The following is a 26,182-nucleotide window of genomic DNA, read 5'->3' as shown; positions in this document are numbered from 1 at the left end:
ATCTGAAATCTCATGACAAAACCGCATGGTGCGTGGATTTGTGACAAAATGGTTCATCTGAATTGCACTGATTCCATGCAATTTTGCAGCCTCATGGTGCACGGGGATAAGATTCGGGAGCCGGCCACTGTGCAAGTCACACGGAAACCTCAAGCAAGCAAAACATCCTGAACAAGTGTGTCTTTCCATGGTATATATATTGCCTGTATACAGCAGACCGACATAAACTGTATACAAAATGCATTAGTCAAAGAATCTAAGTCATACGAAGAGAACCCGCGATGTCGAATGATGAAAAAATTTACCAGAAAATACTCAAAGCAATTGTCGAGCATCAACTTGCACCGGGCGTGCGCCTGCCGGAAGATCGGCTCTCGGAAGCATTCGGTGTCAGCCGGACAGGCATTCGCAAGGTATTACAACGTTTGGCATTAGAACGGTTTGTGGTGATTGAGCCCAATAAAGGCGCACATGTGAATCGCCCCACCCGACAAGAAGCAGAAGAAGTGTTACGCAGCCGGATATTACTCGAACCCTTATTGATTCCTGAGCTACAGCAGCGCTGGGATGCCCAGCAGTCTGAGCGGTTTACCCAGATGATCCACGAGGAAAAAGAGGCCGAACAGCATGGTCATCTCTCCGATTCCATTCAGCTCACTGCTCGTTTTCACTACGAACTGGCGAAACTGGCCGGTAACTCGGTACTGGCTGATTTTATCGAACAACTCTGCTACCGCTCTTCATTGGTCATTGCAGCATTTGGCTCACACCACAGCGTCAGCTGTGACTGTGGCGATCATGCCGAGCTGGTTGCGCTGCTCAATCGGCAAGACACGCAAGCGGCTCAACAGTGGATGACACACCATCTTCATCATATCCGTGCCTCTTTGAGGCTTGAACACGATCAAACCACCGTCATTGATTTCCAGCAGATTTTTGCCGGAACAGCAAAGTAATGATAACGAAGGAAGGAATTACACATGGAAGAGAACAATCCCCGCGATTATATCGGCTATGGCCGCACAGTGCCGAATGCCCGCTGGCCGGGACAGGCGCGTATCGCATTGCAGTTTGTCTTGAATTACGAAGAAGGCGGGGAAAACTGTGTCCTGCATGGGGACGACCATGCCGAGACATTTCTCTCTGAAATATTTGGTGCCGAGCCTTATCCCGGACGCCATCTGAGTATGGAATCCTTGTATGAATACGGCTCCCGGGTCGGTGTCTGGCGGATTCTGAACGAATTTCATCAACGTAGGCTGCCATTGACCATTTTCGGCATTGCGACTGCACTCCAACGTAACCCGGCAGTGACCAAGGCGATTATCGAGGCGGACCATGAGATTGTCTGTCATGGTCTGAAATGGATTCATTATCAAAATATGCCTATCGATCAGGAACGGCAGCATATGCAAGCAGCACTGGATATCATTGAAAACCTGACCGGTAAACGCCCGATTGGCTGGTACACCGGACGCGACTCCCCGAATACGCGTCAGTTAGTGGCCGAGCAAGATGGCTTGCTGTATGACTCTGATTACTATGGAGACGATCTACCATTCTGGATGCCCGTTGCAGGTAAAGCCGAGCCGCATCTGGTGATTCCTTATACCCTTGATACCAATGATATGCGCTTTGCTTCCCCTTATGGTTTCAGTCACGGGGATGAATTCTTCCGGTACCTGAAAGATCATTTCGATTGTTTATATGAAGAAGGTAAAGACTGCCCCAAAATGATGTCGATTGGCATGCATTGTCGGATTCTGGGGAAACCGAGTCGGTTTATGGCGCTGAAGAAGTTTCTCGATTATGTCCAGTCACACGATCACGTCTGGATCGCCAAGCGGGAAGATATTGCCCGACACTGGATTAAGACGCATCCGCCCGCCATTTAACCCTTCTCAAAATCAAACCAACCGAGACTGAGTTCAGTCTTCAATGACTGAACTCGTCTATTGCACGCCCGGCTGTCCGAGCGCTACGTTTCAGCTTTCAGTGGTTCAGGCCGAGACGGCTCAGGTCTCAATGCCCTCATCGATCAATTTCTGTAGTTCTTTAGCTCTGAGTTTGGCTTTCGCACGATCAAAGAATGACAGACTGAGCGCCAGATTTGCGGACTGAATCCGTGCCTGTTCAGTAGATTGTGCAGCCAGAATCCACCACGCATACCCTCCCACTTTATCGACCGGTACCGCCATACCGTGAATATACATTAGCCCGAGATGATACTGCGCCAAGCCATCCCCTTGAAAGGCGGCCTTTTGCAACCATGTGAAAGCTTTCCGGGGCGACTTTTTCACCACGTGTCCTTCCAGATAACAGATCCCGACCTGATATTGGGCTTGGGCAACCCCTGAACGGGCAGCTTTCATTAACCATGGCAAGGCTTGTTGTGCGTTGCGTTCAACTCCCTGACCTTCCAGATGCATGACGCCGATCTGACTCATGGCAACCGGGGAACCTTGCTCTGCCGCTTTCAGTAACCATTGATAAGCCAAAGCAAGATCCTGAGCAACACCTTGTCCGTACCGATACATGGTGCCAACATTGGCCTGTGCTTCAGCTAACCCACACGCGGCCGCTTTTTGATTCCACGCAAAGGCTTTTTGATAATCTCTGGCAACCCCGAGACCATAATAGTAGAGACGACCGATATCCACCTGAGCTTCGGGCAGACCTTGTTCTGCGGCCTTTTGATACCATTGCATCGCCAGGCGATAATTTTGTTCAACCCCGTTGCCATCTCTGAACTGATTGCCGAGATTGTATTGGGAAATGGCATGCCCCCGCTCTGCTGCTTGCTGATACCAGAATGAGGCGGTTTGATTATCCTGCCGCACACCTTCACCGTTGTGATACATATGAGCCAATATCGCCTGCGCAAGAATGTCACCATCCTGCGCCAGCGATTGAAACAGCACAAACGCTTTCGAATAGTGATTTGCTTTATAAAGTTTCAGACCCAGTTCATAGCCATGCGTCATCGTTATGTTGCCACCGTTACCCCGGTATTGTGCTGACTCAAGCATAGCCGTTTGCCAGAATGCCTTCAAATACAGGATCCTGACGGATGTCGGAATCTCTCCCGATATCTGGTCAGTTTTTTTGGGCGCGCCGGATCAACCACAGCGTTCACCGTACCCACCGCTCTATTAAAAATCCCCACACATGACCATGCATGGGGATTTGTCATCCGGGCAAAAGATCCAGCGACTTAAACCGAACTGCTCCCCCGAAATACCGGTTTCCTGAACCAGATTCGCGCCGTCACTGGTGGATGCACCGACAAGACTCAGTCTCGTGGGGGTATCTGTGACTGATAAGCCAAGCGTTATAACTTGGTTATCCGCCACCAGTTCAAGTTAAAGCCTCCCTGTTGGGCATAGATTCCAAAGTTATAAGTCCCGGCATTGATATGCACGGTATGTGATAAGGTCGTCCACTTGTCCCAGCCACCGGTAGCACCAATGTCCAGATAGCCTAAAACGGTTGAGCCAGATGAGTGATCCAACGACAAGCGCCCGCCACCGTTTAAGCTCGAAACACGGTAGTCAATACGATAGTTGCCTGAGGTCGGAATGTTGATATTGCCGTAGGACATCCAGTCACCGGTGTCGATCCAGCCAACACTGTCACCACCGCCGACATCGTTACTCGGCCCGGTTCCGACCCCTTTCATATTGGTATAATCTTCAGCTTCAATCTGTTTTGGGAAATCGTTTGACGGCTCATCGGAGGGGCGATCGGCATCGCGGTAAACCCGAACATAATCGACATACATCTTCGCGGGGAGTTTACTTTCATCAATATTGAATCCGGGCCACTGGCCACCAACCGCCATATTGAGTAATAAGAAGAAATCGTTGTGTAACTCTTCGGTACCGCCGGCATTATTGGCAATGCTCATCACATGATACATATTGCCATCGACATACCAGCGAATTTCATTTTCATCCCACTCGATTGCATAGTTATGGTATTGACTTGCATCGAGGTTATAACTCGGGCTGGAGTAGCTCGCATGACCATTTTCTTCCCAGTGCGCAGTGCCGTAGATTTGGCTCTCGGTATTGATATGTTCCATGATGTCCAGTTCACCACAGCGCGGCCAGCCAACACTATCGATGTTGCTGCCCAGCATCCAGAATGCAGGCCACAGACCGCTGCCATTCGGTAAACGAATACGGGCTTCGACACGACCATAACGGAATGACGCCAAGCCCTGCGTTTTCATCCGCGATGATGTATAGCGGAAACCATTGACATTTTCACGTTTGGCGGTAATCACCAAGTTCCCTTGTTCAACCGTGGCATTTTGTCGTTGATAATATTGCAACTCCTGATTCCCCCAGCCGTTGCTGCCATTACCGGTTTCAAATACCCAATCAGGGCTAATGCGGTTGGTAAATTCATCCTGCCAGACGAGCTGCCAGTCCGAACTCATCGCTGAGTGTGAAAACAAAGCACACCCAATTAAGCTCAATGCAGTATTTAATTTCATTTTCATCTTTATCCTCAATCCACGTATCGTCATCAAACCAAGACAGACATAAACATCACAACAATAATTAAAATAAAACTCAGGGAAGCATAGCAATACGGATATTCACTTATTTGCGTATCAGATCAAGTTTTGACATTTATTAAATGAATACCTCCGCAAAATAATCACAAAAATAAACTAAAACTATCAATTAAATGAATCCGGACATGTAATTAATAACAATGTCATTTTCATTTATAACCCGATATATAAAAACTTATTTTCATTATTTTTAAATATACTGAGCGATATGATATAGAGAATAAAAATCAGCAGATGCATAAAATCTGAACATCAAGTTATCAGGTAAGATCGTGCATTGGTCTTCGCTATACAAACACGCTGCACAAACACAGAGAGCACAAGTATTGCTGAGCGGCGGGTTCAGGAGGAAAACAAACTACACAACAATATTCCCGATACCGCCAGAATCAAACGTTATTCGTCATCTGTTATTTAATCAATCACAAATAAATATGTAATTTTAAAAACCGTTCAAGCGATGTTCATTAAAAATAAGAAACAATCACAAATACATTGATGAATAGATAAACATCTCATATATTGAATGTTATTATTATGCATTGTTCTATTTTAAACCCCACGACTTACATGTTACATCAACATTTTATTTAAATAATATCATTCCTTTATCGTTATCATCATGATTCAGTAGCGGAGATTTGCCTCACAAAAATATGTCGTGCTACTACAGTTTTTTCTATTTGAATCACATTTACAAAATAACGTAACCTGATCGTGAATTTGAATAAATGCAGCTTTGCAAGACTGCGTCAAAATGGACAGAATCTTCAATGATAGGAACTTGTTTATGTCAATATACAAAGATGCGAGCTACACAACGTCTGAACGTGTTCATGATCTACTGTCACAGATGACAATCGAGGAAAAAATCGCGCAGTTAGGCGCGCAATGGCTGATACTCGACGAACAGGGCGATCACCAAGAACGTGAACTGGAATTCTCGAATCAGACTGTTTCGCGTTCCGTCAAAGAAAAGCTCATGCATGGTCTCGGACAGATCACGCGCCCTCTCGGCACACATATTGTCGATGCCGGGGCTGGCGTCAAAGCACTCAATCAACTGCAAAAATATCTGGTCGAAGAAACCCGGTTGGGAATCCCTGCAATTGCCCACGAGGAGTGCCTCGTCGGCCTGATGGCAAAAGACGCGACCCTATATCCCGCGTCAATCAATTATGGTCACACCTGGAACCCGGAATTGATCGAACAAGTCGCGCAAGATATCAGCCGTCAGGCAAGAGCTGTCGGTGCCAAACAAGGGTTATCTCCGGTGTTGGATGTATCTCGCGATGTCCGCTGGGGGCGTACCGAAGAGACATTAGCCGAAGATCCTTACCTTGTCGGCATGATGGCCACCAGCTATGTCAAAGGATTACAAGGCAAAAACCGGGACTTTATCGCCACGCTGAAACACTATGCCGGCCACTCTGCCAGTGAAGGCGCGCGGAATCATGCGCCGGTCAATATTGGTTTTAAAACGCTCAATGATACGTTCCTGTTGCCGTTTGAAATGGCAGTAAAACTCGGTAATGCCGGGTCTGTAATGCCGGCTTATCATGATATCGACGGTGAACCCTGTCATAGTTCTACATACTTGCTGACCGAGGTACTGCGTCATCAATGGGGCTTTGATGGTTTAGTCGTCGCTGACTACGGCGGTGTTGAGCTGCTGAGCGAACACCATGCCACTGCAACAGATCGCGTCGATGCGGCAGCACAATCCTTTAACGCCGGGCTTGATGTTGAATTACCGGACGACACATGTGCCATTTACCTCACCCAAGCCATCGAACGCGGTTTAATTACAGAAGCAAAAATTAATGAAATTGTTGCACGCGTTTTGTCAGTCAAATTTGAACTCGGTTTATTTGAAAACCCTTACACCCCGGTTCCGACCGAAGCACTGCATAATGAAGTGAGTGAAAAATTGGCTTACCAAGCTGCGGCGGAATCGATTGTCTTGCTGAAAAACGATGGTCATCTGCCCCTGTCAAAACAGAGCAAAGTGGCGCTCATCGGGCCGACGGCCGATGATCCTTTGGCGCTGCTTTCCGGCTATAGCTTCCCCGTCCATCTCATTTTTGCCGGAGTGAATGCCACCGAGCGTGTGGCAAAATCGATTAAAGAAGCGTTGGCGGAACGGGTCACTCTGGTTGGTTATCAAAAAGGCTGCGACATTCTCACCAAACGCGAAAGCGGCGCACCGGTATTCCCCGGTGATGTGGATATGGCGGTAACGCAAGACAAAGTTTCACCCGTCAGTTTGGATACATCCGCGATTGCCTCATCTGTGTCGATCATTGATGATGCAGATGTCGCCGTTGTGTGTGTCGGCGATCTGGCTGGTTTGTTCCAAACCGGCACTATCGGTGAAGGCTCGGATGCAGATTCGCTCAACCTGCCGGGCGTCCAGCAACAACTGCTTGATGCGGCTTTGGATCGCGGTAAACCCGTTGTCATCCTCGTCACTGGTGGTCGGCCATATCATTTGGGACGTGCTGAAGACGAAGCCGCTGCCATTGTTTACGGCTGGGAGCCGGGACAAGGCGGTGCCGACGCCATCGCAGATATGCTGACGGGCGTGATCAACCCAAGCGGCCGCCTGACGGTGTCGATCCCGAAAAATATCGGTGCAGTGCCCTACTTCTACAACCATAAACTGAAAAGCTCAGGCACCCCGATCGCATTCCACTTTGGTTCTCAGTTCAACTTCGGCTTTGGGCTCAGTTATACCCACTTCGATTACAGCAATGCGACACTTGCCAAAACTGAATATGATTTTGATGAGTCGGTCGCGCTGTCGGTCACGATTACCAATAGCGGTGAGCGTGACGGTGCGGAAGTTGTGCAATTATACGTGCGGGATAAAGTCTGTTCCGTTGTTCGTCCGGTGAAGGAGCTGAAAGGTTTTAAAAAGGTTTTCCTGAAAGCCGGAGAGCAGAAAACCGTCACCTTCCATTTACCGGTGGATATGCTGAATTTTACCGATGCTTCCAACCAACGGGTCGTTGAAGGGGGTGAGTTTGAGCTGATGATTGGCCGTTCCTCACAAGAGATTGAATCGCGCCACACCATCGAGGTCTGCTCAGGTAAAAAAGTGCTGTCGCAAGCATGGCACATGGTCTGTGATATCACGGTAGAATAAGCCATATTCCGGCTTCGGACATTTGACCGAAAAAACAGAAAGAAGAAAGCAGAAAGAGGGGGCAGCATGACATGCTGCCCCCTCTTAGTGATGATAATCCATTCCACGTAAATGCCAGAGGTGACAGCGCTCCGTCAGTTGGAGCCGGAAACCAAATGGGTCATGGCGACGTTCTCCAATCCAAAAGGTCTTGTACATTCCGATCAAGGTAGCCAGTATACAAGTCACGACTGGAACGAGTTCTTAAAGCAATATGGACTAGAAGCCAGTATGAGCCGTCGAGGTAATTGTCACCTGTAGAGTATGAGAAGCAATATGAGAGAAGACTAACTAGTGTCTACTGACTCGGTGGCTATTCACAAACAATTAACGCCCCACTCCCTATCGCAGCTTTCATAGCTAAAACAATCCATTCTGCTCATCAACAATTTTGATTTGCATCCTATGGGTAATAATTTACTCATAAATAGTATCCCTCCGCATTAATGAGTAAGTTTTTACTCATTACTTGAAAAAAAATGACTTTAAGAGTAAAGTTTTACTCATTGATAAGTAGAGGTGTTGTCGATGGAAGAACTAACCATACAAGCTTTTATCAGAGGTGAATGGATAGATATTGGTATCATCTCATTCCCTAAAAGTAGCCAACATAATTTCCGAGTGACTGAACTCAACTACCTCGGCGACTATGCGCTAGAACATCACGATAAAGATGACTTTCACGCTGTTTCACTAAACCACCCTGTCTCATTCTTTTTTGATGACATGGGTAAACCTGGATGGTTAACGTTTCTAGACGATATTATGCCTAGCGGTGCTAGTAGACGGTACTGGGTTAAATACCTAGATATTGAAGATCTTAGTTATGATGAACAAGACTATGTTTTGCTCAAATTTGGCACGATGTCGCCTATTGGTAACTTAAGAATAAAAGACTCTCTTCCTGAGCGCTACGAAGTAGCAGACAACCTCTACTTCTCTGTTGATGATGTTAAAAATCGAGCAGGTGATTTCCTCGACTACGCACAGCAAAGAGGGGCAGCCGCAGGTGGTGCAACTGGGGCTGGAGGTGAAGCGCCAAAACTGATCCTCAGATGTGGTTTCGATCATGGATCTGGCAGCGAAAAAATATGGATTGATCCATACCAAGATGACAATAGCAACCACGACTTACATTACTTAGTAAAGTACCCTAGAGGCTCAAGAAGCACCATCGACTGTAATATTCTAAGAGCTGAGTTCTACTTCTACCACGAGCTAACTGAAATGGGAGTTGAAACGATCTCCACCGACGGTATGCGCTTGGAGGAAGGATTAAACTACCCTTCCTTGTGGCTTCCTCGATTTGATGTTCAAATTAATTGAGCAACAAATAGAGAGATTTGGCATGGAATCTGTGTATTCCATTTTGAACAAAGGCGCTGGGGTCACTCTTGATCACGAAACAACAATCCGAACTCTCATAGAAAAAATTACTGAAAGCAATATGGTTAAACACCAAAGGTATAGGTTTGATACCCAGGCTTTCGTCATTGAATGGGTGAAGAGAGATCTACTCAACATCTTGTTTGGTAATAGTGATAACCATGGCAGAAACACTTCATTCTTAAAAGGTGATGGAGTCATAAAGCTTGCTCCCGTTTACGACTTCGCACCAATGAAAGCTGATCCTGAAGGCATTCCAAGAACAACAAAATGGAAAGCCCCACTAGAGGTTGGCGGAACTTACGACTTCGTCGGAATAGCGGACACCTTATCTGATCTCGTGCCAAAAGAAGTGTTATTACAAGAGCTAGAGGTTACTGCAAGTAAATGCATTGACTTAAAGCAGAGACTAGCGTTACGAGGAGTACCAGAACAAATCTTGGAGATGCCAGCCTGTTGGACTTAATTCATATATCCAGAAAAGCTCACTAAATGGGGGCTACTATGAATAAGCCAAGCAATAAAGAGTCCGTACAAGATACGGTGGCTCGTCTAAGAGCAAACCGAAATCAACATCAGCCCAAGACTGGGACGAATGCAACTCATTCGACCAAAGAACGATCGCAACTTAATACTCCGACTAGATCGAAAACCTCAAAAAACACCAAAGCAGTAAGTGCAGCAGAACGCAAAACCGAGGCAAACAAAATCATCAAACACTTATTGCTTGGAGAGCTAACACAAGGCCGAGCGTTGAAAAGTTTGCGCATTAATATACTGGGACTCAAACAGGATGTGTTCGCAAGACTTGTCGATGTCTCAAGAAAAACACTCTCAGATATAGAGAATGATCGGGGCAGCTACAATACAGAGATTCTCAACAAGGTATTCAAACCATTTGGCTTAAAAGTCGGAATGCTACCGTCTTCTCCCGATGTGTTAAAATCGCTATTAATAGATGGTGAGGCTGGGTAAAATGTCCTGTATCTGCTTTCTTATGCTCAAGGTATCCGGGTTGCCTCCAAGTGGCAGCGCAATATATCCCACAAGCATTAGAAAAGTATGATTTTTCCTGAATTGTGTCGCAAAGTGCCCCTGCGTATATCGCCACCACCAACAAAATCGCTCACGATACCGACATCAAATCACAGCCGGGTATCACCATGACAAAACCGCAAATCATCAACAAAAACAACACCGAACGATGCGGTAACGGTTTGTTTTACCCCCGGCTCATAGTAGGATAACCGCGATGAAAACAGCACTCGACCACCTCCCGGAGCGGAAGCAACAAGAACTTCACACCATTACCACCGTATTACGCGATACGCTGGATGATTTCTTACGCAACAAAAATGGCAGTAAAGCTGAGTTTCGGATCCTTAAAATTATCCTGTTTGGCAGCCATGCCAAAGGCTCATGGGTCAGCGACCGCCCCAACGGTTATATCAGCGACTACGATATTCTGGTGATCGTCAACCGCTCGGCATTGGTCGAAGAGTACGCGGTGTGGCACAGTGCCGAAGAGCAGATTGCGCGTCGGGTCACCTCTGCCCCACTCGGCTTGATCGTCCACACACTCAATGAAGTCCATCAGCAACTTCAGCAAGGTCACTACTTCTTTAAAGATATTCGAGAACAGGGCATTGAACTGTTCAGCGCCGATAAGCGGGAACTGCCCATGCCGGGGAATTTAAGTGAGGAAGAATCACGTTCGATTGCAGCAAAACACTTTAAACGTTGGTTTGCTAATGCAGAATCGTTTTACCTCAATTACGGCCACTGTATTGAACGCGAAGATTATCCGATCGCTGCTTTTGAGCTTCATCAGGCCACCGAACGCCTGTTCGCCTGCACCCTATTGGTGTGTACCAACTATCTGCCCAAAACCCACAATATTGAAAGCCTGCGCTCGATGTGTGCCCAGCAAGACCCGGCCTTTGCCGAGTTATTCCCGATGGAAAACAAGTTCCACCGCCGCAGCTTCCAGCGCCTCAAACGCGCCTACATCGATGCCCGCTATTCCGAACATTACGAAATCACCGCCGAAGAGCTGACGTATTTACAAAGTGAAGTGGACAAATTACGGGAGATGACGGAACGGGTTTGTCGCGGGAGGATAGCACCCTAGTTGTTTTGTAGTAGTCAACTCAAATTATCGTGATCAACTCAAATTGGACTGAGGTGCTCGGGTCCAGAGACTTGGGACAATAAGGGATAGCCAATCTGGCTGAGAGACCGGCTATCGGAGAGGCAGAGGCGATTTATGCGTTCATATGCTTTTTATAGTTCACCGCCTGCTCTAACACGCTTTTATACACATCATCGTTTGCGATAGGCGGAAAGCCGAACTGATGTAGTAGCAGAATTAAATCGACTTTGAGTTTGGCTTTGATGTCATCACGGTTGCTCCAGTCCGGGTACTGCGCGGTGTTATCCACCACCACTTTCATCTGTTGTGCGAGCGCTAACATCTTGTCGTTATCGTAAGTAAAATGATACTTGGTACACATATGCTCCAGAATATCGAGAAAAGCTTTCTCTTCCATATCGATACCAATGTCTTCAAACGACATCATTTCACTGCGGATGTTGTAGATCATATCGGTCATCTCTTGGCTAAAGGTATCGAACTCTTCGCCGTTCAATGCATCGTTTTCTTTGCGCTCATTGTACGTGTCCACCAGTGCCTGAAAGCGTTTCGAGAAATTAATCCCTTGCAGTTGGTTCACCTTTTTAAATTCATTGATGGCTTTTTGCAGCATTTTTTGCAGCAACTGCATTTTGGTATTGGGCAGTTTGATTTTATTGATGCGATCCATGTAGGCATCATCAAAAATATCGATGGTTTCCGCTTTGTCTTGCCCGAGGGTAAAGATTTCCTCAACCCCATCGGCACGAATGGCTTCAGCAATCATCTCCCGGACTCGCGCATTCATTTGCGCGGTATCGGGCGCATCCCCTTTAGTCAGTTTGTACACAATCGACCGTACCGCGATATAAAAATGAATCTGCTCACGTTCCGCTTGCGTGATCGCGTCACTGCCGACACACACGTCATAAGCGGCTTTCAGGCGTTTCACCAGCCCCATAAAGCGCAATTCAATCTTTTTGGTTTGCAGCGCAAACTCTGCCGCACGATTCAAACATGCCAGTTGATTGACCGGATTCTCGGCAAAGTAATCCTGACTATCGAAGTGATGGAACATCTGCGCCAACAGGTGCAAGTGGTTACGCACTTCAATCAACGATTGTTGAGTCTCCTCAAAGTTGCTTCCATCGACTTTGGAATACATCGCAAGCGCCTGATTCATGCGGGATTTAATCCCGATATAATCAACCACCAACCCTTTATCCTTACCTTCAAACTTGCGATTGACCCGCGAAATGGTTTGAATCAGGTTGTGCTTTTGCAGTGGCTTATCGATGTAGATGGTATCAAGCTCCGGCACATCAAATCCGGTTAACCACATATCTACCACAATGGCGATTTTAAAATTCGACTGCGGATTTTTAAACTGCTTATCCAGCTCTTTGCGATAATCCTTAGTACCAAGCAGTGCATACATTTCAGCGACATCGTCTTGGCTACGCGTCATCACCATATTGACCATCGGTAATGCCAGCAGCTCTTTTTGGTCTTTGTCGGTCAGCGCAATCCCCTCAATGGCTTGTTGCGTCTCAAACCCTTTTTCTATAAACCAAAGAGGACGCAGAACTTTCACCGCTTGGTAGAAGCCATAAGCAATCTCACGACTGGCACAGACAAACATCGCCTTGCCTTTGACGGTCGCACCTTCCTCAACCCGTTTCTCGTAATGGGTGACAAAGTCTTCAGCCAACATTTGGATGCGATCCGGATCTCCCAGAATAGTATTCATATTGGCCGTGGCTTTCTTGCTCTCTTCAATCTGATGCTCATTCGCACCCGCTTGCTCGCACGCTTGATAATATTTTTCTATCTCTTCAAGCTTGCTGTTATCCAAAATCACTTTAGCCGCACGGCCTTCATAGACAATCCGCACGGTGATTTCATCATTGACAGATTCAGCAATGGTGTAACTGTCTACCGGGTCACCAAACACATCCAGCGTGGCGTCGATCGGTGTCCCGGTAAAGCCAACATATGTGGCATTGGGTAATGAGTCATGCAGGTATTTAGCAAAGCCGTAGGTCTTTTTCACCGTGCCTTTGTTCTGATCCACTTTGATTGTTAGATCAAGATTAATTTGGCTGCGGTGCGCTTCATCAGAAATACACACCACATTACAGCGATTGGTCAGCAGTTTGATGTCTTCGGTAAACTTATGAATGGTGGTCAGGAACACACCACCACTGGCGCGCCCGGCTAATTTGTCACGCAAATCCTGACGGCTGGTAACCGGTTCAACCACTTCATCACCAATATACGTGGTGGCATTACAAAACTGCTTAGATAGCTGTTCATGCAGATCGGTACGATCTGTAATCAGCACAATGGTTGGGCTGGCAAAATCGACGCTTTTCATCAGCAAGCGAGCCAGAAACTGCATGGTAAAACTTTTGCCGCAGCCCGTGGCACCAAAGTAAGTGCCCCCCTTACCGCTGCCACCCGCTTCACACGGCACGACATTACCACCGGCATCGAGCACTTTACGCTCTTTTCTGATGTTGTAATACAGCTTACGTGCCGCGTAATACTGCGGGTAACGACAGCAAATTTTTTGTTCTTTTTTACTGGTATCCGGGAAGAAGACGAAATTTTTGATCACATCTAATAAACGAGTGGGATGAAACAATCCGTTGACCATGGCATTGAGTGAATCGATGCCCTGCTTCTCATTAGATTCATTGCCGGTAATTTTGCGCCATGAATAGAAATACTCATACGGAGCGAACAGGTTGCCCATTTTGTTATTCACGCCATCGCTGATGATACACAGGGCGTTATAGACAAACAGTTTGGGAATATCGCGGCGATAACGATTAGTCAACTGGTCCCAAGCATGGTAAGTCGTCGTCGCTTCTTCACGCACGGCCGATTTCAATTCAAACACCACCAGCGGCAGGCCGTTGACATATAAAATGACATCCGGAATGCGTTTTTGCTGATCGGTGCCGATAATCTCTAGTTGGCTGACTAAACGGTAACGGTTGTGATCATCGCCAATGGTGGCATCGCCTGCAACAAACATCGCATTGAGCCGCTGCGACAAGGCTTGGGTATCGATCAATTCGATATAGAGATCTTTTTGCTTGCGATCGTCACGTTTGAACAGGAAACCATTATTTAACCACTGACAGAAGGTTTTATTGCTCTGATACAAATCACTGGCGGGCAGGGTTTGCAACTGGCGAATCATTGCGTCGATTTCAGCATCGGTAATGCCATCGGCTTGATAACGCTCAGCGAGGAACGCACGCAAATCATCGAGGATTAACACCTCTTCTTCGCTGGCGCGCGGAATATCACGGCCGATAAAATGCGGATAAACGGTGTTGCCCGAGACACTTTGGTGTTGCCCCAGCATCGCGATGATGGCTTGTTCCAACTTAGCTTCTGTAAAAGTGGTCGTCATAACGTCATGTTCTTATTGTTCTTTTTAGGTTCATCACCAAGCAGCCGGGATAAATCAGGCTGCCGATGGGTTACGCTGCTGTGGTTTCTGCGATGGTCGATTCCACCTCATCAAGGCGCAATTCGCCGGAGATGAGTTTAGGTAGCAAGGTATCGCGCAATCTTTCTAATGATATTTTTTGTTGATTATTTGCCAGAATTTTATTGAACCATGGCGTAATAACATCACCAAATAACTGAGTAAGAGTTACATCACCATGTGCCAATTTAAGAGAACTAAAAGTATCTCTAGTTATTGTGTTAAAAACAGATCCGTGACCACGTTGTTGAAGCTGTTTTACTAAATGTCTCAACAAATAGTAAACAAAATAATCATGGACACCATCAGAACCAATAACACCATAACATGACTGATTCATAGCCATAGGTGTAGAGACCAAAGCGCATTTTCCTACAGTCCCACGTGCACTGATAATTGTAGTTCCCGATCTTAATATTTTAGTTGATGAATTATTAACGCCCTTTTCAGTCACTTTTTTCTCAGTATCAAGAACAAAAACGTCGCTATCACTTGGTGCATCAACAACTGAAAACCAAGGAATTTCTCCCTCCCAATAAGACTCCTCAGAAGTTTTAGGTGTACCACCTCCTATCAACTTAATTAACGAGCTAATAGAGTTAACCGCCCACCCCTTCGGCACCCAGCCTAACTCACTTTCCTCAAAGGCATTGGGGAACAGTTGGCGAATGTCATCCGGTAGCGGTTGATAAGGGGACGCTAACCCATCGCCAGCCGCAGGGTTTGCGCTGGTGCTATGCTGCTGGTTTGCCTTATTTGCTGCATGGCGCAGCGCTCGACGCTGCTCGGCACGCGCTTGCAGTTCATCAGGAATTGCCTTTCCTTGATCAAAAAAGCCCGCATCCAGTGCGTTATCAATCACTGGGTCGAAATCCACAAACCACGATTTAAATAGCGTCTGCGCCATCTGTTCTAGCGTTTGGTTGATTTGGCGGTTAAGGGTGATTTTGTTGTCAATCGTCTTTGATATTTCAGAAATACGTTTTTGGATAGCAAGAGGTGGTAAATTTAATTGAAATGCTTTTAAAATTCCTAGATTTATGTGGGGAACACCACCAACAATTGCATTTTTTTCTATGAGAGATTTACTCTCTCTTGTTCTGAAATATGAATAAATGAAGTACGAGTCAGCAATTTTGGGGTCAACAGTCAGCTTCATTTGACTTTGGGACACAATATATTGTTCATACTTTGAGTCTTCTGGAATTATAGCGACTTGCCCTAACGTTCCTCGTTGTGTAAATACAATGTCTCCTCGAAATGCCATATTTCTATGTAATTCTTTTGCTTTTTCTTGAGATACGAAGACGAAATCAGATTCGGTAAACATATCCCCAGATAAATTCACACCACGAATAACAGGAACACCAGAATCAGAATAGTGCTTTTGAGAAAGTGAAGAACCAAATGGTCCACCTACACAGCTATATTTCTCTGGAGACTTGATCTCATCAATAGATACAGAATTCCAATCACTCCCCATAACCCAATGCCTCCATATTGGCACGAATTGCTTTATCCAGCGCTTCGGCTTCATCCAGTTGGCGATATAAGGTTTGGGTCAGCTCAAGCATTTTGGTTTCAAACGGAATGCCGTCATCTTCTAAATCAGCGGCACCGACATAGCGCCCCGGCGTGAGCACAAAGTCGTTGGCTGCAATATCTGCAATGGTTGCGACTTTGCAGAAGCCCGCTTGATCGTCGTATTGCGCTACGCTGATTTCTTTCGCTTCAAGGCGACGTTGTATTTCCGCCTCATCACTGCGCCACACGTGGAAGGTATCGGCGATTTTGGCGATATCATCAAAGGTCAGCTCTTTATTGACCCGGCTAACCATGGTACCCATGTCACGGGCATCGATAAACAGGGTTTCACCCGTGCGGTCGCGATAGCCAAATTTCGGGTTGGCGGCTTTGCTCTTCGACATAAACCACAAACAGACCGGTATTTGCGTGGTAAAGAACAGTTGCCCCGGCAGCGCAATCATACATTCAATGCGATCGTCTTTAACCAGCTTGGCGCGAATGTCACCTTCACCGCTGGTGTTGGAACTCATCGAGCCGTTGGCTAACACAAAACCGGCGACCCCATCTTCGCTCAGCTTCGACAGCATGTGCAAAATCCACGCGTAGTTGGCATTGCCTGTGGGTGGCGTCGTAAAGCCAGCAAAGCGCGCATCATCGGTCAGCTCGGCATCGTTACGCCAGTTTCTCAGGTTAAACGGTGGGTTGGCCATGATGTAATCGGCTTTTAAATCTTGGTGCTGATCATCGTGGAAGGTATCCGCCGGGCGTTCGCCTAAGTTACCGGTTAAACCACGAATCGCTAAGTTCATTTTCGCCAGCTTGTAGGTGGTGGTCGTAAGCTCTTGGCCGTAAATGGCAATGTCTTTACTTTTACCTTGGTGGCTTTCGACAAATTTCAAACTCTGCACAAACATACCGCCAGAACCGCAGCATGGGTCGTACACTTTACCCTGATACGGTTCGAGCATGTCTGCCAGCAGGGTTACAACGGATTTTGGCGTATAGAATTCGCCACCGCCCTTGCCTTCATTCGCCGCAAAGCGACCGAGGAAATATTCGTATACGCGACCAATCAAATCTTCTTCACTGGTGTTTTCGTTACATTCGGTCGCGAGGGTATTGATGTTCTCGATAGTATCAATCAGCGACGCCAAGCGTTTCACTTCAAGATTCATGCGCGAGAAGTAGTTATCCGGCAACGCGCCTTTGAGGCTCGGGTTGTTCTTTTCAATGGTTGCCAATGCGGTATCAATCACCACGGCGATATCATCTTGTTTAGCGCGCACTTTCACGTAAGACCAACGCGCCACTTCCGGTAGGAAGAAGATGTTGTCTTGCTGATAAAACTCCGGCATATCGACAAAGGCTTCCATCCCTGTGGCCTTTAATTGCTCGCGCTTGGTTGCAAATTTATCGCTGATAAATTTCAGGAACACTAAGCTCAATACCACGTGTTTATATTCGGAGGATTCAACGCTACCGCGAAGTTGGTTGGCGGTGTCCCACAAGGTTTCTTCAAAGCCTTTGGCTGATTTTTTCTTCGCTGAACTTTTCTTTGTTGGTGCTTTTGCCATGAGTCTGCATTCTTTTATCTATGAGGCGTACGATTTACCGTACGATAATTCCGATTGATTATATATGAAAATGAGACTTTTCAGAAAGCGAGTTGGTGCATGAGTGTGTGACCAACCTCAGCTTATCAGGCGCTCAAAAATATAAACGGTTTTTCCTTGCCCCGAGAAAAACGGAGAGCTTGCAAAAAAACAATCTCAACCATTCATTACCTGATCCATCTTTCTCTATTTCCTGTAATATATGCACCCCATTTAATTGCAACCCAACAAAATAATAACAATGAGTTACAACGTCGTTCGTCTTTCCGATCTAATGGCTTATGAATTTGGTCAGGTCGAAGGAGATTTTGATTCCCTCAGAGAATCCGATTTAAAAACAGCGCTTCCCGCTGGAATGAGTTTCAGACAATTGCAGGCCGAGTTAAAAAGCGGTGAGCTGGTTTTACTGCACGATACCCCCTCAGAGCCACTGATGATCCCGGCTCAGGATGAAATGAACCACCAGAGCTGGCAAATCAATCCACTCGTGGCCGATCAACTGGAGCCACTGGCACAAAAAGCTTATCTGGAACGCGTTGCGCTATCAGAGAAAGGTGCCGGAAGTCATGTTGCCGGAGGAGGTTCCGGTAGTGGCTATTCAGGGAGCCTGCATCCGGCTCAGCCGATGCCGCCTTATGTTCCTGAGCCGACCATCCCTGATAATGCCGATCAGGTTCCTGCTTCAAAATATGAATATATGCTGGAAATCGCCTGCTCGGATGAATCCCGCCTGTCGATGCTCCGTTATGGCTTTGTGCTACAGGGTAAAAAAGCAGAAGTGAAAACCGGGCCACAACAGAAAGACCGGACGGAACACGGCACTCGTTATGTGTACCGCGCAGCCTATAACGAGCAGAAAAGGCTCTATGCTTTCAGTGACAGCGCACCACTTGGCGTCAGTCTGCCTGATCCGGTACGGGTAAAACCCATTGGTTCAGCGATGGTTCGTGATGCCTATATTCCTATCCAGCCTGTGGTGCAGGTCGGCGGACGGCTTGGTTTTCCGGCGTCCGGGTATCTGTATCATTTCCGGGATAACAAATTGGTTCAGGAATTTTATCTGCCGGAAGATGGTGAAGGTCTGTTTTATGCCACGCTTTCCCGTGAAGGGGTGCTGAACACCGCAAGAGGCTGTCCGTGTAGTCATCGGGCTTTACTGGTGTTCTGGAAGATAAACGGAGTGGAGATCAACCATCAGTCACTGGTGTATCTGAAGCAGCCCATCACCTTGGAGCAACTGAACAATCTGGATGACACCATTGCACAGCATGGGATTCATCTGGATATTAGAGCCCTGCTGGATGCAATCCGTCAACCGGTCATGAGCCGGGAGTCGGCAGAGCAGAAACAAGTGCAGCCCGAGGAGCCGACCACCCACACGGTGCAGCGTGCTCCGGGAAGTAACAAGCGAGAATCGTGGCCGGAGATCGCCCAACAATACGGACTCAGTGCTAAAGAATTGCTGAATCTGAATCCTGCTTATCACGCAGACCCGATGACATTGAAAATCGGGGATGTGCTGAATATCAGAGCCGAGCAGGAAAGCGCCGTCGTGCCGGAAAGAATCAGTGCGATGCCGCCCCAATCCCCGCAGGATTATAATCAACCGCTCAATAGCTGGTATCGCTATCAGGAAAAATATCTCACCGACACTCAGGTGATCGCAATTCATGATCAAAGTCTGGTCACGGCAGATATTCCGCTGGTGCGTATTACCGATGAACCTGTTGCTTTTGATTTGGGCTTTTCTATGGTTGAAAAGCGTCAGTCTCAGGCCAGCTTGTGGAACGATTTACTTGCGGATGAAACCGCTCCGCAAGTGCGCTCGATGCTGCAACAACTGAATGGCCATCTGAATGACCCGGTTCGCCCCGGAGAGCTAGTGATACTCGCCAGTCAGGAGCCACAATCAGACCAAGCGCAACAAAAACTCAAGGTATTACAGGAAGAGGCGAAAATCGCCAGCGAAGCCATTGGTGAACTATCGGATGAACAGGCCGAACTGAATCACCGTTACTTTGAAACACTGGATTGCAAAGTCTGTGAAGCGTTCGAGCAAGGCGCACCGAGTGACGCCTTTGCATGGAGCAGCGCCGCCACGGGAACCTTAGCCCCGGCAATGCAGAAACATCTGGAAAACGTGGCTACAACCCTGCAAAAGCTGGATGGTTTATATATTCGTTTCTTAGGCAAACATATCGGTCGGGACGCATTTATCCAACAACGTCAGGCATTAACCGGCCTGCTCGACTCACAACTGGATAAACTCACCCAGAAAACGCTGAGCCTTCCCGTCAATACCGGATTGAAAGAAAAGCTCGGTATTCACTCAACCAAATCACTCATTCACCATGCGGATGAAATTCTGGAAGGCGGACGCGTACCGGAGCTTGGCAGACATCTCGCAAATACATCAAAATGGGTGAAATACGCAGAAAACGCAGGCAAAGTGTCCATCGGACTGAGCATTGCCAGTGCCACCTATTCAGTCACTCAGCAATGTGAAGCCGGTGGATTGAGTGATTGTGCAAGGGCAACTACTGTTGAAACTGGTGGTGTAATTGGTGGCTGGGCTGGTGGTTATGCTGGTGCGGTTATTAGTGGGGCTGTTGTAACTGCCCTGAGTCTCACTTCAGCTCCAGTTATATTGATTGTTGTTGGTAGTTCGGCATTGGTTGGTGGAATATTGGGAGCTGGTCAAGGTAAGGAATGGGCTGATAATGTATATGATCGCATGAAACTAAGTGATTTCTTTAATAAAGTTGATAGTACTATCAAAAATGATATTCCAAATGAGGTAGAGAAATATATCAATGAGAATAGATTTAATAATTTTGACATTCCTAATGTTTTCCAATAAACGGTAAATTCAGAATATGAGCGAAGAACTACTAAGATACATTGCCTTTTACTCTTTCTTTTGGGCTATTGTATTTTTTATTTGTATGATGCGTTATAGCTTTGGTGATAGAAAGCATGTCCACACACTAATTCGTAAATTAGCAAAAGATCCTGACTGGTATTTGAAAGATGATGGTGTTATGTCCATATTAATATCAGGAATGAGTGCCGGTGGATTTTTAGTTATTTATAGTTTCATTTATCCCTTGGTTGTCCATCGTTCGTTTAAAAGAGGGTACAAAATTGACATTATGATGTGGTTACATTGGCTTTGGTGTATGAGCTTTGTATTTTTTAGGTTTTATGAGTGACGTATTTCTGTACAGTATAGGTTTTTATGGTCTTTTTTGGGCTATTGTTTTTGTCTTCTGTACTTTTCGTTACAGCTTTGGTGAGCGAAAACATATTAATGCACTAGTCAGTAAACTGGCTAAAAATCCTCGCTGGTTTTTAGAAGACAGAGGATCAATCGTGATTTCTGGAATAAGTGCTGGTGGTGTGTTTTCTATATATTGCATTATTTACCCTTTTGTTGTTCATCGTTCTATCCGACGTGGTTATAAAATGGAGTTAATGAAGTGGCTGCACTGGTTGTGGTGGCTCACTATTATTTTCGTTCGGATCCGTGCCAGTTATGTATGAAGTTCTTTTGCGTTGTGTCGGCCTCTATGGAATGGTATGGATGATCGTCATATTTATCTGTAGTTTGCGTTACAGTTTTGGCGATAGGGAGCATATTCAGGTATTGGTTCGCAAACTAGCAAAAGACCCTCGTTGGTATTTGGAAGACCGGGGTTTTCTCGTAATTTCAGGAATGAGTGCTGCGGGTATATTTTTCATGTATACGATGATCTACCCACTTATTGTACACCGCTCCATAAAGCGCGGTTATAAGATGGATCTGATGATGTGGCTACACTGGCTTTGGTGGGTATGCTTTTTATTCCCGTGGTCTTACGTAGTGTAGTTGTACAAAATATCAGCGCAATATCTCCCCCACAAGCATTAGAAAAGTATGATTTTTCCTGAATTGTGTCGCAAAGTGACCCTGCGTATATCGCCACCACCCCCAAAATCGCTCACGATACCGACATCAAATCACAGCCGGGTATCACCGTGACAAAACCGCAAATCATCAACAAAAACAACGCTGCCCGATGCGGTAACGGTTTGTTTTCCCCCCGGCTCATAGTAGGATAACCGCGATGAAAACAGCACTCGACCACCTCCCGGAGCGGAAGCAACAAGAACTTCACACCATCACCACCGTATTACGCGATACGCTGGATGATTTCTTACGCAACAAAAATGGCAGCAAGGCTGAGTTTCGGATCCTTAAAATTATCCTGTTTGGCAGCCATGCCAAAGGCACTTGGGTCAGTGATCGCCCCAACGGTTATATCAGCGACTACGATATTCTGGTGATCGTCAACCGCTCGGCATTGGTCGAAGAGTACGCGGTGTGGCACAGTGCCGAAGAGCAGATCGCGCGTCGGGTTAACTCCGCCCCGCTCGGCTTGATCGTCCACACACTCAATGAAGTCCATCAGCAACTTCAGCAAGGTCACTACTTCTTTAAAGATATTCGAGAACAGGGCATTGAACTGTTCAGCGCCGATAAACGGGAACTCCCCATGCCGGGGAATTTAAGTGAGTCAGAGCGAGTGGCAGTTGCAACCAAACATTTTCAGCACTGGTTTAAAAGTGCAGAGTCATATTTTCTAGGCTACGGCGATTATACTCGGCGACAAGATTATGCAGTTGCTGCATTCATGCTCCATCAGACCACCGAACGCCTGTTCGCCTGCACCCTATTGGTGTGTACCAACTATCTGCCCAAAACCCACAATATTGAAAGCCTGCGCTCGATGTGTGCCCAGCAAGACCCGGCCTTTGCCGAACTATTCCCGATGGAAAACAAGTTCCACCGTCGCAGCTTCCAGCGCCTCAAACGCGCCTACATTGATGCCCGCTATTCCGAACATTACGAAATCACCGCAGAAGAGCTGACGTATTTACAAAGTGAAGTAGATAAATTACGGGAAATGACGGAACGGGTTTGTCGGGGGAGGATAGCACCCTAGTTGCTAGGGCAACAAGGGGCTAGCCATTTGCTCTGAGAGAACGGGGATTTTTATAAATTCATATGCTGCTTTTAAAAAATCGGTCCGGGCTGTGTGTTCATCAACCCACAGCCCGGCCACCACTGACTTGAACCAAACTAACGAAACGTTTCCCCCGTCGCTTGTTCAAACTCAGCCACCATTTGGAACCATGAACTTTCAATATTATCCGTCAAATTGAACAGCCCGCTGCGCCCAATCACATAAATATCAGGTTTGACATCATGAATCACTTGCCAGTGCTCTTTATTGGTTGAGCCATCCATTTCAATCAGATAGTGGTAGTCATGCGTGTCACGCAACTGTCTTAACTCGGTAATTTTGTCGAGCATCTTGACCAAGAATCGTTGCCCGGCAAATCCCGGGTCAACGGTCATGATTGTGACTTTATCAAGCAGATCGATATACGGCAGAATCGCGCTCACCGGCGTCTCGGGGTTTAACACCACACCGGCCTTGAGCCCGGCAGCATGGATTTGGTCAATCAGACGAAAGGCGGTGCCATTGGTGTTTTCTGCCGGCATACAGATGAATTCACACTGAATATTGATCAGTTGCTGCACCCAGAATGTCGGGTCAGTAACCATCAAATGGGCGGACATCGGTTTATTGCTCAGTTTACGGGTCTGTTCAATAAACCACGGCGATAAACTTAAGTTCGGGACAAAATGTCCATCCATAATATCAATATGAAATGAATCAACGTGATCGTTTAAAAAAGTAATCTGCTCTTTAAATTGATCAAGGTCCATAGTCATTAACGATGGAGAAATATGTATATGTTCACTCATATTTTCAAATTCCGTTCTTTGATGAAAAGATAGATCAAATAGCAATAACAAACCCTCACCATTAAATAACGAGGTGAAAGTTATATAATTCACGCCATTATTTATATGGATAATTTAAATATTTAAATTTGAGACTGAGTCTATTTAAAGCGCTATGTTACTCATTGCTATTTTACAAAGAGATCGCTAGTTAATTTTAATATCATCTAAATTGAGATCTTCTTCGTCATTATCTGCGATGACATCCATCGGGACATCTTTTTTAATCAGCGCATAAACCGTACCGGTCACGAGAATATTGACGACTAATGCCATCAATCCGGCCATCGGGTTCGACATGGTGGGCAGCATAAAGATCCCCCCGAAAGGGACAGTCGCATCAGCGCCATACACTAGGGTAATCGCACCACCACAGGCACCACCAATCGCTGCCGCAGTAATCCCGCGGGCAATATCATTCATCACGACCGGTATTGCCCCTTCAACAATATTGACAATCCCCATCGGAACAGCAGATTTGAGGGTTTCGATTTCCTCATAGTTATAAATATTTTTACGCAGCAGTTTGGCAATAAAATAAGCAAGGCCAAAACCAACCGGCGTTGCTGTATTAACCAGCTGGAGGGCTGTAATCGGTTCATTAATCCCCTGAGCCTGGAGCGTTAATACAAATGCAAAACATGTTTTATTAATCGGTCCGCCAAAGTCAATAATACACAATGCACCAATCACTGCACCTAACACCAAATTCGATGACGTACTCATACTTTTTAAGAAAGAGGTCAGCATCTCGGTAAAAACGCCCACGGGGGTACCGATGATATAGACCATTATCAGGCCGCTAATCACCGATGCAAAGAAGGGCACAATCAAAGTCGGCATTAATCCCTTCGCCCAATTGGGCACCTTGACATGTTTAATGATGGCAAGCGCCAGATAACCGGAAATATAACCACCGAGAATACCACCGATGAACCCCGCAGAAATTGCATTAGCAGTAAGGCCGACGACAAAACCCGGAGCGATACCCGGTTTACCGGCGATGGAGCCAGAAATTCCGCAGGCAATCACAACTGGCAACAGACCGAGCGCCTTGGCGCCGATGGTGGCGAGAACGCCCCACACATCAAATTGCCCGGGAACCAATGTGTCTTGAACGGTACCGCCCAGCGATAAACCGATGGAAATAATAAAACCAGCACCGCAAACAATGGGAATTAAGAATGATATAGCGGTGAGCAGATGACCTTTAGGATTGGCTGCTTTCCATATTTCTTTCATACTCATATGTATAACCTTCTATTTCATGTTGGATTTAATTGGTCAATCAATTAATACTATTTTTCTTCCGTACTACTTTTTAATACTATTTCTTGTAATTTTTCTATCAGCTTGTTGGGTGACTTCACCGCCATTTCTGTTGGCACTTTGACGACTTTTTTTCCGGCGAATCGTTCTTCTCCGGAGACCTGAACATCAGCCGCCAGCAAAACAATATCGGCTTGGGCAATTTCCTCTTCCGTTAATGCATTCTCAATCCCAATCGTTCCCTGAGTTTCAATTTTGGCATGATGGCCCGCTTTCTGGGCTGCGATTTCAATCTTTTTCTGTGCAATATAGGTATGTGCAATCCCTACGGTACAGGCTGAAATACCAACAATATTCATAATCACCCTCGATAATTCATTCAGTTTTTTATTTCTGCGATGAGAAATAAAATTAGTGGACGTTCAATTTAAGCATTCACTTCATGTTGTGTATTAAAAATTTCAATCATATTTTCTGGTTCATTTTCTGCCAGTAGTTGCGCGATAATCTCCTCGTCGGCTAATGCGCTTGAAACTTGTGTTAATAACCGAATATGCATCGTGTCTTGGTCCTCTAAACGCACAGCAAATAAAATGACGCAACGAATATCGCTCCCGTCCATGGTTTCCCAAGGAATTTCATGCTGAGTGCGTCCGATAGCCAATGTGGTATGGCTTACCGCCGAGGATTTGCCATGCGGGATCGCGACATGGTTTTCAAATCCGGTTGAACTTTGTTCTTCACGTAACCAGACATCCCGAAGAAACTGCGCTTTATCGCTGACAGAGCCATCCTGCACTAATAAATCGGTTAATTCTTCAATGGCCTCTTCTTTAGTTCTGGCGAGCATATTTAATTTGATATGTTTCGCCTTCAGCACTGTCGAAATATCCATAAACCACCCTTGTTAATATTGAATAAAAATTGAGAAACAGTTTGTGCATCACTGACCGGATGCCATTGTCTGTAATAAGAGTTTTTTTTAATGCATTTACTTTAATAACAGGCTCAATATCCTACTGAATCACCCTGCCCTGCCCCAAATAAATCATCAGATAAAATAGAATTCGCCGCTCAACCTATCTCTTTCATTATTATTCGCCGACCATCTATGATAATAACGAT

At 46.2% G+C, this 26,182-nt stretch carries 18 protein-coding genes and 2 pseudogenes; 11 read left to right on the top strand and 9 right to left on the bottom strand.

Annotation, left to right across the window (positions count from 1 at the left end; translation table 11 throughout):
• Nucleotides 1-281: 281 nt before the first annotated feature.
• Together VRK_RS16845 and puuE are read left to right on the top strand one after the other, a co-directional pair.
• On the top strand, nucleotides 282-956 hold the full coding sequence (locus VRK_RS16845; protein ID WP_059122449.1) for a GntR family transcriptional regulator: 675 nt from the start codon (nucleotides 282-284) through the stop codon (nucleotides 954-956).
• A 24-nt stretch (nucleotides 957-980) separates the two neighbouring features.
• Nucleotides 981-1,895, top strand: a complete 915-nt coding sequence (gene puuE, locus VRK_RS16840) for an allantoinase PuuE (protein WP_059122448.1) — start codon at nucleotides 981-983, stop codon at nucleotides 1,893-1,895.
• A gap of 120 nt (nucleotides 1,896-2,015) precedes the next feature.
• Here puuE and VRK_RS16835 read toward each other — a convergent pair whose 3' ends face one another.
• Nucleotides 2,016-3,053 (bottom strand): tetratricopeptide repeat protein, encoded by a 1,038-nt coding sequence (locus VRK_RS16835; RefSeq protein ID WP_157371944.1) that lies wholly within the window; start codon nucleotides 3,051-3,053, stop codon nucleotides 2,016-2,018.
• Nucleotides 3,054-3,331: 278 nt separating this feature from the next.
• Entirely contained in the window at nucleotides 3,332-4,507 is a 1,176-nt protein-coding gene (locus tag VRK_RS16825; protein ID WP_082671423.1) for a carbohydrate-binding protein, read from the bottom strand.
• 868 nt (nucleotides 4,508-5,375) lie between these two features.
• On the opposite strand from VRK_RS16825, the gene VRK_RS16820 reads away from it, so the two are divergent.
• The 5 genes and pseudogenes from VRK_RS16820 (at nucleotide 5,376) to VRK_RS16805 (ending at nucleotide 11,289) form a co-directional block, all read left to right on the top strand.
• Nucleotides 5,376-7,733: a glycoside hydrolase family 3 N-terminal domain-containing protein gene (locus tag VRK_RS16820; RefSeq protein ID WP_059122445.1), complete on the top strand. Its 2,358-nt coding sequence runs from the start codon at nucleotides 5,376-5,378 to the stop codon at nucleotides 7,731-7,733.
• A gap of 163 nt (nucleotides 7,734-7,896) precedes the next feature.
• Nucleotides 7,897-8,027, top strand: a pseudogene (locus VRK_RS20730) (DDE-type integrase/transposase/recombinase); the annotation flags it as partial.
• A gap of 273 nt (nucleotides 8,028-8,300) precedes the next feature.
• Nucleotides 8,301-9,666, top strand: a pseudogene (locus VRK_RS16815) (type II toxin-antitoxin system HipA family toxin).
• Nucleotides 9,651-10,133 (top strand): helix-turn-helix transcriptional regulator, encoded by a 483-nt coding sequence (locus VRK_RS16810; protein ID WP_059122444.1) that lies wholly within the window; start codon nucleotides 9,651-9,653, stop codon nucleotides 10,131-10,133. Before VRK_RS16815 ends, VRK_RS16810 begins: the two are co-directional and overlap by 16 nt.
• 277 nt (nucleotides 10,134-10,410) lie before the next feature.
• Nucleotides 10,411-11,289, top strand: a complete 879-nt coding sequence (locus tag VRK_RS16805; protein ID WP_059122443.1) for a HEPN domain-containing protein — start codon at nucleotides 10,411-10,413, stop codon at nucleotides 11,287-11,289.
• Between the two features lie 133 nt (nucleotides 11,290-11,422).
• Here the strand turns inward: VRK_RS16805 and VRK_RS16800 are convergent, their stop codons facing one another.
• From VRK_RS16800 to VRK_RS16790, 3 genes are all read right to left on the bottom strand, one after another.
• A complete protein-coding gene (locus tag VRK_RS16800; RefSeq protein ID WP_059122442.1) occupies nucleotides 11,423-14,716 on the bottom strand; it encodes a type I restriction endonuclease subunit R in 3,294 nt (1,097 codons plus the stop codon).
• Nucleotides 14,717-14,786: 70 nt separating this feature from the next.
• The gene (locus VRK_RS16795) at nucleotides 14,787-16,277 is read right to left on the bottom strand and encodes a restriction endonuclease subunit S (RefSeq protein ID WP_059122441.1); all 1,491 of its coding nucleotides are present in this window, start codon (nucleotides 16,275-16,277) and stop codon (nucleotides 14,787-14,789) included.
• Entirely contained in the window at nucleotides 16,267-17,895 is a 1,629-nt protein-coding gene (locus VRK_RS16790) for a type I restriction-modification system subunit M (RefSeq protein ID WP_059122440.1), read from the bottom strand. Before VRK_RS16790 ends, VRK_RS16795 begins: the two co-directional genes overlap by 11 nt.
• Nucleotides 17,896-18,175: 280 nt before the next feature.
• Here VRK_RS16790 and VRK_RS16785 point away from each other — a divergent pair, with 280 nt between their 5' ends.
• The 4 genes from VRK_RS16785 (at nucleotide 18,176) to VRK_RS16765 (ending at nucleotide 22,919) form a co-directional block, all read left to right on the top strand.
• Nucleotides 18,176-20,794: an MIX and LysM peptidoglycan-binding domain-containing protein gene (locus VRK_RS16785; RefSeq protein WP_157371943.1), complete on the top strand. Its 2,619-nt coding sequence runs from the start codon at nucleotides 18,176-18,178 to the stop codon at nucleotides 20,792-20,794.
• 16 nt (nucleotides 20,795-20,810) lie between these two features.
• A complete protein-coding gene (locus VRK_RS16780) occupies nucleotides 20,811-21,146 on the top strand; it encodes a hypothetical protein (protein WP_059122438.1) in 336 nt (111 codons plus the stop codon).
• Nucleotides 21,139-21,477 carry a hypothetical protein gene (locus VRK_RS16775; RefSeq protein WP_059122437.1) on the top strand — a complete coding sequence of 113 codons (339 nt, stop codon included), beginning with the start codon at nucleotides 21,139-21,141 and terminating at the stop codon, nucleotides 21,475-21,477. The genes VRK_RS16780 and VRK_RS16775 overlap by 8 nt, the downstream gene beginning before the upstream one ends.
• A gap of 563 nt (nucleotides 21,478-22,040) precedes the next feature.
• Complete coding sequence (locus VRK_RS16765) at nucleotides 22,041-22,919, top strand: HEPN domain-containing protein (protein ID WP_059122435.1); 879 nt, start codon at nucleotides 22,041-22,043, stop codon at nucleotides 22,917-22,919.
• 137 nt (nucleotides 22,920-23,056) lie between these two features.
• On the opposite strand, the gene alsE is transcribed toward VRK_RS16765, so the two are convergent.
• The 4 genes from alsE to VRK_RS16745 all read right to left on the bottom strand — a co-directional run bounded on the left by alsE (nucleotide 23,057) and on the right by VRK_RS16745 (nucleotide 25,952).
• Nucleotides 23,057-23,749, bottom strand: coding sequence for a D-allulose 6-phosphate 3-epimerase (gene alsE, locus VRK_RS16760; RefSeq protein WP_059122434.1), 693 nt, complete (start codon nucleotides 23,747-23,749; stop codon nucleotides 23,057-23,059).
• A gap of 186 nt (nucleotides 23,750-23,935) precedes the next feature.
• The gene (locus tag VRK_RS16755; RefSeq protein ID WP_059122433.1) at nucleotides 23,936-25,036 is read right to left on the bottom strand and encodes a PTS fructose transporter subunit IIC; all 1,101 of its coding nucleotides are present in this window, start codon (nucleotides 25,034-25,036) and stop codon (nucleotides 23,936-23,938) included.
• A 50-nt stretch (nucleotides 25,037-25,086) separates the two neighbouring features.
• On the bottom strand, nucleotides 25,087-25,416 hold the full coding sequence (locus tag VRK_RS16750) for a PTS fructose transporter subunit IIB (RefSeq protein ID WP_059122432.1): 330 nt from the start codon (nucleotides 25,414-25,416) through the stop codon (nucleotides 25,087-25,089).
• 68 nt (nucleotides 25,417-25,484) lie between these two features.
• The gene (locus tag VRK_RS16745; RefSeq protein ID WP_059122431.1) at nucleotides 25,485-25,952 is read right to left on the bottom strand and encodes a PTS sugar transporter subunit IIA; all 468 of its coding nucleotides are present in this window, start codon (nucleotides 25,950-25,952) and stop codon (nucleotides 25,485-25,487) included.
• Between the last annotated feature and the right edge of the window lie 230 nt (nucleotides 25,953-26,182).

It is taken from the genome of Vibrio sp. MEBiC08052 (assembly GCF_001506075.1).
Classification (GTDB): domain Bacteria; phylum Pseudomonadota; class Gammaproteobacteria; order Enterobacterales; family Vibrionaceae; genus Vibrio.
The sequence above is the reverse complement of the archived record's forward strand: the minus strand, read 5'-3'. Positions and strand labels throughout refer to the sequence as shown.